A 13,097-nucleotide genomic window follows, 5' to 3' on the forward strand; every position below is an offset into this window, starting at 1 on the left:
AGCTTCTTACCGGTTACCTTCCGGTGCGATTTCCTGCCATGCGGCAGGCAGGGCATGTACAATGTCAGAAGCCGTCATTCCCCTCCGCCCGGTTTGCCCGGCGGCAATATCTCCTGCCAGGCCATGCAGAAACACGCCTGTAACAACGGCTTCTTCAGGAGGGTAACCCTGTGCCAGCAGCGAGGTGATAATGCCTGTCAGCACATCGCCGCTGCCTCCTTTTGCCATCCCGTAATTGCCTGTCGAATTATAGGATATACTGCCGTCCGGGAAAACAAGGGCTGAATTGGCTCCTTTGACCACAACAATTGCGCCTGCCCGGCCGGAAAGCTGTTTCGCTTTTTCCAGCTTTTCGAAATCATCTTTCCAGGGCCCGGTCAGCCTTTCCAGCTCTTTGGGGTGCGGGGTCAGGATAGAATTCCGGGGGATCCGTGAAAAAGAATCCGGGTTACGGGCGAGAATATTCAGGGCGTCAGCGTCGAGTACCAGGGGCGGGAGGCCCTCTGAGGCCAGGAACTGCAGGAAAGCCGCTTCCGTTTTTTCACCGGTACCCATTCCTATTCCTATGCCCACAGAAGAAAAGTGCTGAAATTTACGGGGAAAGGTATCGAGGTACTCTTCTTCTGCCGCGGTGATGACCATGGCTTCGGGTACAGCGGTTTGCAGGGGAATATAGCCACAGCGGGGCGCGTAAGCCGTTACCAGGCCGCAGCCGGTTTTCAAGGCTGCCCGGGCAGCTAAAATCACCGCACCTGTTTTGCCGTAGCTTCCGCCGGCAATCAACGCATGCCCGAAGGTTCCCTTGTGGGCAAAACGGGAAGGCGTTTTGATCAGGGCCCGAACGGTATCCGTAACTATATACCGCTCAGCAGCCCGGAAGTGATCTTCCAGGCCGATATCAATCACCTTAAAATCTTCTGCCCTCGATGCATTTTCAGGCAGCAGGAGCGCTTTTTTAGGGCAATGAAAGGTGTAGACCCGGTGGGCTTTTATGACCGGCGCGCTGCTACCGGTATGGGCATCGGCCAACAGGCCCGACGGCATGTCTACGGCAAGTACGCGCCGCCCAGAGGCATTTACCTGCTCTGCTATGGAAGCCCAGCCGGGGGCCAGCGGCCGGTTCAGGCCGTACCCGTATAAAGCGTCGATGATCACGGTATCTTCAGCAAGATCCAGCCGGGAGCTGAAGTCAAAAAAAGTAACGGGCACCTCGCCCAGGCGTTTTTGATTTTCAAGATTATCAGGAGAATAAGACGCTGATTTGAGCAGGCGGACTTCAGCATGACCGCCTGCTGAAAAGAGCATGCGGGCCAGCGCCAGGCCGTCGCCGCCGTTGTTCCCCGGACCGCAGAGAATAGTAAAATGCGTGGTATATATATCCAGATCCGCTTTCAGGCATTCGAAAAGGGCGGCCGCAGCCTTTTCCATCAATTGCCAGGAACTGATCTGCCGGACCTCCAGGGTGCGGGTGTCGGCCTCTTTCAGCTGCTGTGCCGTGAGAATGTTCATGGAGAATGATTTTAGGATAAAAGTAAGCGGATATCATCAGAATGAAAAGAGCCGGTTAAAAATCTTTTGGCAGACTCCTAACCGGCTCTTTTCTGTAGGCAAAGCTTATTTCTCCCGTACCGAAACCGCTATACGGCGGTTTTGCTTTTTGCCTTCTTCGGTATCGTTAGAGGCTACCGGGTGTTCCTGTCCGAAACCTTCTGACGTCAGCCGCTCAGCCGCAATACCCAGGTTAACCAGGGCATTTTTAACGTTGGAAGCTCTTTCGTCAGAAAGCTTCAGATTGCCTTCAGCCGTACCGGTATTATCGGTATAGCCGCCGATCTTCACTTTTACATTAGGGTATTCGGTGAGAATGGCTGCAATATTTTCCACCTCTTTCATGCTGGTTTCGTCGATCTCGTTGCTTCCTGATTTGAAGTTGAGATCCACAAAATTGAACCAGTTGTCATTGCCCGGCTTCTTACTGTCATCTTCAATGAATCCGATCAGCTGATCTTCGATCCCGTTATCAAAGAAAGAAAGCTTAAGGCCCGAAGGCAGGACTTTTTCTACAGAAACCCGTTCAACCACCACTACGTCATCATCATCGGCTTCTGATTCACTAAAAGCAGTATTGGCAATGTACGGAGCAATCACCAGCGATACGATAGACATCAGCTTGATCAGGATATTCATGGAAGGACCTGAAGTATCTTTGAACGGATCGCCTACGGTGTCGCCTGTTACCGCCGCTTTGTGCGGATCAGAGCCTTTTTTGTAAGGAAGGCCGTCAATGATCACGCCTTTTTCGAATGATTTTTTAGCATTATCCCATGCACCGCCGGCGTTAGACTGGAAGATCCCCATCAGTACGCCGGATACCGTTACACCGGCCAGCAGACCACCCAGGATCTCTGCAGAGCTGGTATCGGCAAACATGCCTTTCAGTCCGAACCCTACAATTACCGGCATCAGGATAGCAATGGCGCCCGGAGCAATCATCTGCCGGATAGAAGCTTTGGTAGAGATCTCTACGCATTTTTCATATTCAGGAGTGGCTTTGTACTCCATAATACCGGGAATCTCCCGGAACTGGCGACGAACCTCATTCACCATTTCCATGGCTGCCTTACCTACCGCGGAGATAGCCAGGGCAGAGAAGATGAACGGGATCATACCTCCTACAAAAAGCCCGGCCAGTACCGGAGCCTTATAAATGTTGATGGCATCGATTCCGGAAATACCCACAAACGCTGCAAAAAGGGCCAGCGAAGTCAGGGCGGCAGAAGCAATGGCGAAGCCTTTGCCGGTAGCGGCAGTGGTATTGCCCACGGCATCCAGGTTATCGGTTCTTTCACGTACTTCCGGGTTCAGCTGAGACATTTCGGCAATACCACCGGCGTTATCGGCAATAGGACCGAAAGCATCAATAGCCAGCTGCATGGCTGTTGTAGCCATCATACCGGCTGCCGCAATCGATACCCCGTAAAGGCCTGCAAAAGAATACGATACCACGATACCCACGGCCAGGATAAGGATAGGAATAACGGTTGACTCCATACCTACCGCCAGACCGCCAATGATGTTGGTAGCATGACCTGTACCCGATTTCTGGACAATAGAGTCTACCGGCCTTCTGTTCATGGCTGTGTAGTATTCGGTTACGACAGACATCAGCGCACCTACGATCAGCCCGGTTACAATAGAGAAGAATACACCGTTAGCGGTAAATTCAAATCCTCTCAGCGACAGCGTTTCAGGCAGGATATGCAGGGTCAGGAAGTAAGAAGCTATCAGGGTAATTACAATAGACGTCCAGTTACCTAAGTTAAGCGCATTCTGCACGGAGGCATTTTCGTTTTTAACCCGTACAAACCAGGTACCGATCCACGAAGCCAGCACACCTACACCGGCAATAAGCATAGGCAGCAGCACCGGTGAATACCCGTCAAAGTTATCGGTTACATTGATCTCCTGGCCCAGCACCATGGTAGCCAGGATAGTAGCCACGTACGAACCGAAAAGGTCAGCGCCCATACCGGCCACGTCACCCACGTTATCGCCCACGTTATCGGCAATGGTAGCCGGGTTACGAACGTCATCTTCCGGGATACCTGCTTCCACTTTACCTACAAGGTCAGCGCCTACGTCAGCGGCTTTGGTATAAATACCGCCACCTACCCGGGCAAACAGGGCGATAGACTCGGCTCCGAGAGAGAAGCCGGCCAGTACTTCTATGGCTTTTTTCATCTCTACCGAAGTAAGGCCCAGCCCCTGGGCGAAATGATTATAGAAAATGATGAACAGTCCGCCGAAACCAAGCACGGCCAGTCCGGCTACGCCCATACCCATAACCGCACCCCCTGTAAACGATACGTTCAGGGCTTTGGCAAGAGAGGTTTTGGCGGCCTGGGCTGTTCTTACATTGGCCCGTGTTGCCACTTTCATACCGATGTACCCGGCCAGCGCCGAAAATACCGCACCGATAAGGAAAGAAAGAGCGATCAGCGGAGAAGAATGGATGGGATGCGCCGGGGTTCCTTCATCACTGCCTAAAAAGAACAGGACAATGGCTGTTGGCAAAGCAAACATGGCCAGGATTCTCCACTCTGCTTTCAGGAAAGCAATGGCTCCGTCAGCTATGTAACCGGAAAGTCTTTTCATATTTTCTTCGCCGGCGTCCTGTTTGGATACCCAGTTGAACTTCAGGGCGGTGTAAATCAGGCCCACCAGTCCGAACAGAGGCACTAAGTAAACAATTGAATTCATAATTAAATGGTTATATCTTTTGATAAAATCGTGCAAATTTATACGATCAGGGAGAGAATAAAAAGTAATTTGTGCAAAGATATTTGGTTTAGTTATATATAAGGGAGGAACTTCAACTCCTGAATTTTTATGGCCGGGAGCCTCTCTTACAGAATCTTCATGAATTCATCAAGAGAAAGAGTGGGAACTTCCGGGAATGGAACAGTTGTCAGAATGTTAAAATGCTTGTCTTCAGTTACGAGATAATCTGCGTTAAATGCGATAGCACAATCAGAATATTTATTGTCATCAGGGTCGGCAGAAATTAAATTCCACTGATAATAGGTATTAATAAATTCTATGTTGGGCAGTTCTGATAACAAAGCCATGAAAGCCCCCGCTGTAGTTTGACCGTATTTTTGAGTGATGATTTCTTTGTATTCAAGTAAAATTTCCGAAGTTACGGCTAACTCATATTCTCCGCCTATCAATGATTGGTAGATATGATGATAAGGAGATCGGGAAGTAAGACAAACGACCAGTATATTACAGTCTAGAACAATTTTCATTGCCTATGAAGTTTTTCGAAAATGTTCCTTTTTCCACTTATTAAAAACCCCCTCAGAATATTGCCTTTCATCAAAAGCATTATCAGCACTGCGAACTACCTTTTCTGACAGGTAAGCTACTAATAAAGACTTGATTTCTGCTACGTCTTTTTCGTCTTTCAGGTACTTCAGTACTTTTAAAACCTCTAATTGTGAATTATTTAATACCGCTGCCATTTCTATCAGTTTTCTACAAAAATACAAAATTACAAGTTAAATTAAAAATGTTTTGTCATAGACATACGCATCAATTGTTCCTTCTTCGGCCTCATTCTGAAATCTTATTGCTATTTTTACACTTCCAATCATTGTGATCCTATCTCTAAAGCATTAAATGAAAAAAATCGTTTTATGTATATATCTCCTGTTTCCGGCACTGGTGGGGCTGACCCAGCCCCGGCCGCTGAACAGCAGCGAGATCTACCTGGGCCTTCAGCGCCTGGGCACCCTGGGAAATGCCATGTATATCGCCGCCCATCCCGACGATGAAAATACGTTGCTCATCACCTGGCTTTCCAAAGAGAAAAAAGTAAGAACGGCCTATTATGCTATGACGCGGGGCGACGGTGGCCAGAACCTGATCGGCCCGGAGCAGGACGAGTATGTGGGCCTGTTGCGTACCCACGAGCTGCTTGAAGCCCGGAAAATTGACGGGGGCGAACAGTATTTTTCCCGGGCGGTAGATTTTGGCTTCTCCAAATCAACCGACGAGGCGCTGCTGCTCTGGGGCAAGGAAAAGATCCTGGAAGACCTGGTTTACCGGATCCGCAAATTCAGGCCCGATGTGATGATCAACCGTTTCCCTCCCGATGCGCGCGCCGGGCACGGGCACCATTCGGCTTCTGCGGTGCTGTCGAAAGAAGCCTTTGATGCAGCCGGAGACCCGAAACGTTTCCCGGAACAACTGAAAGAAGTAGAAGTATGGCAGCCCAAAAGGCTGGTCTGGAATACCTTTGGCAGCGGGTTTACCAATACCATTCCCGAAGGCAGCAGCTATGTGGAGATCCCGCTGGGCGAGTTTAATCCCATTTTGGGAGAAGCGTATACCGAAATTGCCGCCCGTGCCCGCAGCAAGCACCGGAGCCAGGGCTTCGGGAGCGCTCCTACCCGGAGTGAGCGCTCGGATTACCTGGTGCATGTTAAGGGTGAACCGGCTGAAAAAGATATTTTTGACGGGATCGACCTTTCCTGGAGAAGGGTAGACGGCGGACAGAAAATAGCCCTGCTCCTGGAGCAGGTAATTCAGCAATACGATTTCCGGAAGCCTTCCGCCTCCGTGCCTGACCTGGTGAAGATTTACGGTTTCATTGCGTCTTTGCCCGAATCGGTTTATAAATATGAAAAGCTTGACGAATGCCGGGAGCTGATTTTTGCCTGTGCAGGCATTTACCTGGAAGTGAACGCCGCTTCCAACAGCATCTCGCCGGGCCAGACCCTGAAGCTGTTCTCGGCAGCCGTGAACCGTTCTGACCTGCCCGTAGAGCTGAAAGAGCTGAAGATCAGCGGCGCGGTAACAAAAGACACGCTTGTTGCTACCCGGCTGACCAATAACCGGAATACCGAAATGGTTTTTGATGTGACTATTCCTGCTGACGCCGAAATCACCCAGCCCTACTGGCTGAAAGAAAGCAAGGAGGTGGGGAAATACCGGGTGTCGGATGAGAAATTCCGCAACCAGCCCATGGCTCCTGATGCCCTCTGGGCCGAATATACGGTCAGCATTCTCGGGGAACCCATTGTGTACCGGCACCCGGTCAAATACAAATATACCGAGCCGTCGCGCGGGGAGATTTACAAATATGTGGAGATCCGGCCCGAAATTATGCTGAACTTTGAGCAGAATGTTTTCATTTTCACCGGCGGACAAAGCAAGACGGTCGGGGTAGTGGCCAAAAACAACCTGGCCTCCAATAAAGCCACGGTATCGTTGAAGCTGCCGGCCGGCTGGACCTGCTCACCGGCATCGGTCGACGTGGAATTCTCGGAAAAAGACCAGGAGAAACCCGTTTATTTTACGGTTACACCGGGCAAGAGCACACCGGAGGCCGTGATCGGGGCAGTAGCCGTTAATGCCCGCGGCACCTACAACCACGCCTGGAAGCACATTGCCTACGAGCATATTCCCGAGCTGAACGTTTTTCCGAAAGCTGCGGCCAAAGCCATTAACCTCGATGTAAAAATTGCAGGGAAGAAGGTAGGCTATATTATGGGTGCGGGTGATGAGGTGGCGCAGTCGCTGATGCAGATCGGGTACGAGGTGACCTTCCTGGATGAAAACAGCATAAAAGGCGACCTGAGCCGGCTGGATGCCATTATTATCGGGGTCAGGGCCTACAACACCAAAGACTGGCTGACCAACTCCCAGAAGCTGCTGCTGGAGTACGTGAAAAACGGAGGGAACCTGCTGGTACAATACCAGACCCAGGCGTATTACGGCCGGATCAAGACCAATGAGCTCGGGCCGTACCCCATGACCATAGGGCGGGGGCGTGTGACAGAAGAAGACGCAGCTGTGCGCTTTGTGAACCCCGCTGACCCGGTACTGAACTACCCCAACCGCATCACTGCCCGCGATTTTGAAGGCTGGGTGCAGGAAAGAGGCCTTTATTTTGCCCAGGAGTGGTCAGACAAATACACCACTGTATTGGCCATGAAAGACCAGGGAGAAACCGAACAGGAAGGCTCCCTGCTCTATACGCACTACGGAAAAGGCAATTTTGTATTTACCGGTTTGTCACTCTTCCGCCAGCTTCCCGCCGGCGTACCGGGAGCCTATCGGCTGATCGCTAACCTGATCTCTGTGAAGAAATGAATTTCAGCAGGGAATTTACCCGGGTAGAATACCTGTTCCTGATCAGCTTCCTGCTGATCTACCTGTTTTACTTCTACCGGGTATTTTCAGCGGCCCGTAAGCTGAAAACATCTGCCATGTCAGCCGTATTCAAGTTCCTGGTGCGGTCTATATACCTGGGGCTGATGTCTATCGCCATGCTCGGGCCTAACTTCGGCGTGACAGAAACGGAGGCAAGGGCTTCGGGCCGGGATATTTTCGTGGCTTTTGACCTTTCTGAATCCATGAATGCCACCGATGTGGAGCCTTCGCGCATAGACAAAGCCAAAAGTGAGATGCTTGCCCTGACCGACCGCTTTAAATCAGACCGGATAGGAGTGATGGTCTTTCATTCGGAAGCCTATGTGCTGACCCCGCTGACGTTTGACCAGGAAAACATCCGCAACTCTTTGCGCTCCCTGCGTACCTCCCTGCTGGGCCGTGGTTCTACCGATTTCAACCCGGTGCTGGCCCTGCTTCATGAAAAGTTGGGTACGGGAACGCAGAATCGCGGTAAAGTAGGCGTTATCATTACAGACGGGGAGGCGCATTACCCGCTTGACCCGGCCATAGCCCGGCGACTGAAAGAAGATAACATCCGGCTCTTTTTTGTAGGAGTGGGCACCCTGGGAGGCAGCAGGATACCCGCTACATACGGTTTTAAAGAAGATGAAGCAGGCAAAGAGGTCATCTCCAGCCTGGAAATCGATAAAATAAGTGAATTTGCCCGGGCGGGCGGCGGCGAATATTTTATTCTTAACAACCTGCAGAATGACCTCCCTGCGCTGGCCGATAAGATAGCCCTGGTGGTGAGCCCGGCAGATGATGTAAACCGGCAGAGCGTTACCTATAATAAATATATATTTTTCCTGTTCCTGGCGTTGATATTTGTAGGGGTAGATTTCCTGATCACCATTAAAGTATTGAAGATATAAGTGCATTTTTTTATTTATTATATCATCTTTTTCCTTCTCAATCCGCGGTTCTATACCAATATTGAGCAGAAAAACCAGTACATTGATGACTTTAACCAGAAAATGGCCAGCCACGATTATAAAGGCGCCATCACCGTTTTTGAGCGGCTGGAAGAGGTTCACCGGGTGATCGATATTCACCTGCGGCTGGATGCTGCCCATGCCTATTTTGCCATGGGCGATACTTCGGCCGCGCGCATCAACTACGAATTCTCGCGCGATATCAGCGATCCGGGCCAGTCGTCAGTATCCCGTAACCAGCTGGGCATACTGGCCCTGATGCGCAAAGACACGTCGGCCGCCCTCGATTTTTTCCGCTCGGCGATTGAAAAAAATAACGGCCTGCAGGAGGCCCGTTTCAATTACGAGCTGATTTCGCGGCTTTACCACCGCAAGGCCCCGCCCGTACCCCTGGAAGAAGAAAAAAATACCCGGGTAGTTACCTCTGACGAGCGGGAAGAAGAGCTGGAACATTACGTTTCCGAGAATATTTCGCGGGAGCGGGCCCTCCAGCTGCTCGATAACCTCCGGATCTCTGAAAACAAAGGCGTGATTCCCGGTAAAAATAGTCATCAGAAAATAGAAAAAGATTGGTAATTTTGTAGTTTGCAAACATCGCGGGATTTTAGTCTTTCTGAATTATCATGAATACCATTAACGAAACCGATTTTCATTTTAAGAATCAAACTTCATTTTACAGGGGCAAAGTAAGAGACGTGTACGGGCTGGGCAAATATGTGCTGATGGTGGCCACTGACCGTATTTCTGCCTTTGATGTGGTTTTACCCCGCGCCATTCCCTATAAAGGGCAGGTACTGAACCAGATAGCCGCCCGTAACCTGGAAGCCACCCGTGACATCGTGCCTAACTGGCTGATTGCCGTACCCGATCCGAATGCGGCATTGGGAATCAAATGCGAGACGTTCCCTGTAGAAATGGTAGTACGCGGCTACCTGGCCGGGCATGCCTGGCGCGAGTACCGGGAAGGCAAACGCAAAGTATGCGGCGTTTCGCTGCCTGAGGGCCTGAAAGAAAACGACCGCCTGCCGGCACCGATCATTACCCCTACCACCAAGGCGCACGAAGGCCATGACGAGGATATCTCGCGCGAGGAGATTATCAGCAGTGGCCTGGTGGCGGAAGACCGCTACCTGCAGCTGGAAAAATATGCCCTGGCTCTTTTCGAGAAAGGAACGCAGATGGCCCGCGAGAACGGGCTTATCCTGGTAGACACCAAATACGAATTCGGCCATGTGGGCGATACCATCTACCTGATTGATGAAATTCATACGCCCGACTCTTCGCGCTATTTTTACCTGGATAAATACAATGAGAACCAGGCCGCCGGACTGCCGCAAAAGCAGCTGTCAAAAGAATTTGTGCGGGAATGGCTCATTGCAAACGGGTTCCAGGGAAAAGAAGGGCAGCAGGTTCCGGAAATGACCGATGAAAAAACCGAAGAGATCTCCAACCGCTATATTGAGCTGTACGAGAAATTCACCGGGGAGAAATTTAAAAAGAGACCTGCCGAGAACATCCTTAAACGGGTGCAGGAAAACGTGGAGCGGTTTCTGAAAAAACTCTGATATACTTCAACTCAATACATAATGGAAATTCTGAAAAGCGAAAGGCTCTCTAACCTTTCTTACGCCATCCGGGGGCCTATCTTCGATAAGGCGCTGGAGCTGGAAAAAGAAGGCCACTCCGTGCTGAAACTCAACATCGGAAACCCCGCACCTTTCGGGTTTGACGTACCCGAAGGCATACGGGAAGCCCTGAAAGAGCACCTGAAGCAGGCCGAAGGCTACTCGCATCACCTGGGGGTAATGGAAGTGCGGGAAACCATCTGCAACTACTACCTGCAACACGGTTTTACCGGCATAAAGCCCGAAGAGATATTTGTAGGAAACGGTGTCAGTGAGCTCATTATCATGTGTATGCAGGCCCTGCTGAACCCCGGTGATGAAGTGCTGGTACCGGCACCGGATTATCCCCTGTGGACAGCCGCCGTAGGCTTTGGCGGAGGTACGGCCGTACACTACGTCTGCAACGAGGCCGACGAATGGAACCCCGATGTGGAAGACATGGAACGGAAGATCACCCCGCGCACCAAAGCCTTGGTGATCATTAACCCGAATAACCCTACGGGAGCGGTGTACAAAAAAGAAGTGCTGGAAAAGATCGTGGCCCTGGCCGAAAAGCATAACCTTATGCTCTTTTCCGATGAGATTTACGATAAGATACTCTACGACGGGCTGGAGCATATCCCCATTGCTACGCTGTCAGATAATGTTCATTTTATGACCTTCGGAGGGCTGTCGAAGAATTATTTTGCCTGCGGCTTCAGGGGCGGATGGGTCATCCCTTCCGGTCGGAAATCGAAGTCGTTCCTGGAAGGACTGAACCTGCTGGCTTCCATGCGTCTCTGTGCAAACGTGCCCACACAGTACACCATTGCGGCGGCATTGAAAGACGATACGGTGATCCGCGGAATGATAGCCGGAGGCGGGCGACTGTACGAACAGCGCAACCTCATCTATGAGAAGATGTCGGCCATTGACGGGGTAACCTGTGTGAAGCCCAAAGGTTCGCTGTACATGTTTCCCGGCATAGACCTGAGCCGCTTTAACCTGGAAGACGACGTGGCCTTTACCTATGGCCTGCTTACGGAGCAAAAAGTGCTGGTAGTAGCCGGAACCGGCTTTAACTTTATTGATAAAGGGCATTTCCGGATTGTTTTCCTGCCCGATTACGCTACTTTATCCGATGCGGCAGACCGCATTGCCGAATTCCTGGATAGCCGGCGGAAGTGAGCAACAGCCCCCGGGAGGACCGTTAAATGAACATACATTATGGACACCGTATTACTGATCGCCGGAATTCTCTGCCTTTTTGCCGGCTTGGCCGGGGCGGTGCTGCCCACGCCCGGGCCACCGCTGAGCTTTGCCGGCATGATAGCCGTGCACTATTCCCGGTTTGCTGATTTCAGCCAGAATACCCTTATCGTGTTGGGTGTGCTGACGGCCCTGGTAACGGTGCTCGACTACTACGTGCCCGTCTGGGGAACCAAAAAATTCGGCGGCTCAAAATGGGGGATGTACGGCTCGGGTGCAGGCCTGGTAGCCGGTTTCTTTCTGGGGCCTTTCGGCCTGTTTATCGGTCCTTTTGCCGGGGCTTTCCTCGGAGAATTCCTCCACGATCAGAACACCCCGCGGGCCTTTAAAGCGGCTGTGGGAAGCTTCGCCGGCCTTATGGCAGGCATCGTGGTGAAAGTGCTCCTCTGCCTGGTCATGCTGGTGGTGACGGGCATAGAGATATTTCGGAATATTTAATTGCAACAGGAATGAAGATCAGGGAATTGACCGCCATGCTCGAACAGCTGGCTCCCTTGCAGCTCCAGGAAGACTACGATAACTCGGGTCTGCTGATAGGAGACCCGGAGAGCGAGATCAGGGGGGTGCTGGTGAGCCTCGATGTTACGGAAGATGTGGTGCAGGAAGCCGTGCAGAAAGGGTGCAACCTGGTGGTAGCGCACCATCCGCTTATATTCAGGGGGCTGAAACGGCTCACGGGTGCTGATTATGTGGAGCGGACGGCCATTGCAGCCATTAAAAATAACGTGGCGGTGTATGCCATTCATACCAACCTCGATAACGTGGTGAACGGTGTAAACTACCGCATTGCCGAAAGGCTGGGCCTTACCGGTGTGAGCATCCTGAGAAAGAAGAAAAATACGCTGCTTAAGCTGACGGTCTTTGTGCCCGAAGGCGAAGCCACCGCCTGTGTGCTGGCGGCTCTGCATAAGGCAGGGGCGGGAGCCATCGGCAATTATTCGGATTGCAGCTTCCGTACCACGGGCACGGGCAGCTTCCGGCCCGAAGAGGCCGCTAACCCGGCTATCGGCAAAAGAGGTGTGCTGGAAGAGGTGGAAGAAAACCGGGTGGAGGTCATCCTGCCCGCTTACCGGAAAAGCCAGGTGCTCGGCGCCATGCTGGCCGCACATCCCTACGAAGAGGTGGCGTACTACCTGCAGACCCTTGAAAATGCCAATCAGGAGGCAGGTTCGGGCGTCATAGGCCGGCTACCTGCGGCCATGCCGCCGGAAGAATTCCTGGCTTACCTGAAAGAGCGCATGAACCTGCAGGTGATCCGGTATACCCCGGTGAGCACCCCGATCCGGAAAATTGCGGTTTGCGGAGGCTCGGGAAGCTTCCTGCTGGGCGATGCCCTGGCAGCAGGAGCTGATGCGTTTATTACCGCCGATTACAAATACCACGAGTTTTTCGGGGCAGAGGGCAGAATCCTGATTGCAGATATCGGACATTTTGAAAGTGAAGTATTTACAAAAGATCTGCTGGTAGAAATTATATCAAAAAAAATTACTACTTTTGCAACCTGTTTGTCGGAAGTGAATACCAATCCGGTGAATTATTATTACTAAAAAGT

General features: G+C 51.5%; 11 protein-coding genes. 7 read left to right on the forward strand and 4 right to left on the reverse strand.

The features are described from left to right. Positions 1–6: 6 nt before the first annotated feature. The 4 genes from AB2U10_RS06890 to AB2U10_RS06905 form a co-directional block, all read right to left on the reverse strand. Positions 7–1,509 carry an NAD(P)H-hydrate dehydratase gene (locus AB2U10_RS06890; RefSeq protein ID WP_367913614.1) on the reverse strand — a complete coding sequence of 501 codons (1,503 nt, stop codon included), beginning with the start codon at positions 1,507–1,509 and terminating at the stop codon, positions 7–9. A 105-nt stretch (positions 1,510–1,614) separates the two neighbouring features. Further along, positions 1,615–4,260 carry a sodium-translocating pyrophosphatase gene (locus AB2U10_RS06895; protein ID WP_367913615.1) on the reverse strand — a complete coding sequence of 882 codons (2,646 nt, stop codon included), beginning with the start codon at positions 4,258–4,260 and terminating at the stop codon, positions 1,615–1,617. A gap of 146 nt (positions 4,261–4,406) precedes the next feature. Next, complete coding sequence (locus AB2U10_RS06900; RefSeq protein WP_367913616.1) at positions 4,407–4,808, reverse strand: putative toxin-antitoxin system toxin component, PIN family; 402 nt, start codon at positions 4,806–4,808, stop codon at positions 4,407–4,409. 3 nt (positions 4,809–4,811) lie between these two features. Then, entirely contained in the window at positions 4,812–5,024 is a 213-nt protein-coding gene (locus tag AB2U10_RS06905) for a DUF8507 family protein (protein ID WP_367913617.1), read from the reverse strand. Between the two features lie 157 nt (positions 5,025–5,181). Here AB2U10_RS06905 and AB2U10_RS06910 point away from each other — a divergent pair, with 157 nt between their 5' ends. Genes AB2U10_RS06910 through AB2U10_RS06940 form a run of 7 tightly spaced genes read left to right on the forward strand, consistent with a single transcriptional unit; the run spans position 5,182 to position 13,092 of the window. Further along, positions 5,182–7,659, forward strand: a complete 2,478-nt coding sequence (locus tag AB2U10_RS06910; protein WP_367913618.1) for a PIG-L family deacetylase — start codon at positions 5,182–5,184, stop codon at positions 7,657–7,659. Continuing rightward, on the forward strand, positions 7,656–8,612 hold the full coding sequence (locus AB2U10_RS06915) for a vWA domain-containing protein (RefSeq protein WP_367913619.1): 957 nt from the start codon (positions 7,656–7,658) through the stop codon (positions 8,610–8,612). Before AB2U10_RS06910 ends, AB2U10_RS06915 begins: the two co-directional genes overlap by 4 nt. Then, positions 8,613–9,248 (forward strand): tetratricopeptide repeat protein, encoded by a 636-nt coding sequence (locus tag AB2U10_RS06920; RefSeq protein WP_367913620.1) that lies wholly within the window; start codon positions 8,613–8,615, stop codon positions 9,246–9,248. 47 nt (positions 9,249–9,295) lie between these two features. Further along, on the forward strand, positions 9,296–10,237 hold the full coding sequence (locus AB2U10_RS06925) for a phosphoribosylaminoimidazolesuccinocarboxamide synthase (RefSeq protein WP_367913621.1): 942 nt from the start codon (positions 9,296–9,298) through the stop codon (positions 10,235–10,237). A 21-nt stretch (positions 10,238–10,258) separates the two neighbouring features. Beyond that, positions 10,259–11,464 (forward strand): pyridoxal phosphate-dependent aminotransferase, encoded by a 1,206-nt coding sequence (locus tag AB2U10_RS06930; RefSeq protein WP_367913622.1) that lies wholly within the window; start codon positions 10,259–10,261, stop codon positions 11,462–11,464. Positions 11,465–11,503: 39 nt separating this feature from the next. Continuing rightward, on the forward strand, positions 11,504–11,983 hold the full coding sequence (locus tag AB2U10_RS06935; protein WP_367913623.1) for a DUF456 domain-containing protein: 480 nt from the start codon (positions 11,504–11,506) through the stop codon (positions 11,981–11,983). Positions 11,984–11,994: 11 nt separating this feature from the next. Further along, a complete protein-coding gene (locus tag AB2U10_RS06940; protein WP_367913624.1) occupies positions 11,995–13,092 on the forward strand; it encodes a Nif3-like dinuclear metal center hexameric protein in 1,098 nt (365 codons plus the stop codon). The last annotated feature ends 5 nt before the right edge of the window (positions 13,093–13,097 follow it).

Origin of the sequence: Leadbetterella sp. DM7 (assembly GCF_040829825.2) — a bacterium.
GTDB lineage: Bacteria > Bacteroidota > Bacteroidia > Cytophagales > Spirosomataceae > Leadbetterella.

Coding starts and splice junctions, on each gene's coding strand:
- AB2U10_RS06890 (WP_367913614.1), bottom strand. CDS start 1,509: ATGAACATTCTCACGGCACAGCAGCTGAAAGAGGCCGACACCCGCACC.
- AB2U10_RS06895 (WP_367913615.1), bottom strand. CDS start 4,260: ATGAATTCAATTGTTTACTTAGTGCCTCTGTTCGGACTGGTGGGCCTG.
- AB2U10_RS06925 (WP_367913621.1), top strand. CDS start 9,296: ATGAATACCATTAACGAAACCGATTTTCATTTTAAGAATCAAACTTCA.
- AB2U10_RS06910 (WP_367913618.1), top strand. CDS start 5,182: ATGAAAAAAATCGTTTTATGTATATATCTCCTGTTTCCGGCACTGGTG.
- AB2U10_RS06935 (WP_367913623.1), top strand. CDS start 11,504: ATGGACACCGTATTACTGATCGCCGGAATTCTCTGCCTTTTTGCCGGC.
- AB2U10_RS06900 (WP_367913616.1), bottom strand. CDS start 4,808: ATGAAAATTGTTCTAGACTGTAATATACTGGTCGTTTGTCTTACTTCC.
- AB2U10_RS06905 (WP_367913617.1), bottom strand. CDS start 5,024: ATGGCAGCGGTATTAAATAATTCACAATTAGAGGTTTTAAAAGTACTG.
- AB2U10_RS06915 (WP_367913619.1), top strand. CDS start 7,656: ATGAATTTCAGCAGGGAATTTACCCGGGTAGAATACCTGTTCCTGATC.
- AB2U10_RS06930 (WP_367913622.1), top strand. CDS start 10,259: ATGGAAATTCTGAAAAGCGAAAGGCTCTCTAACCTTTCTTACGCCATC.
- AB2U10_RS06940 (WP_367913624.1), top strand. CDS start 11,995: ATGAAGATCAGGGAATTGACCGCCATGCTCGAACAGCTGGCTCCCTTG.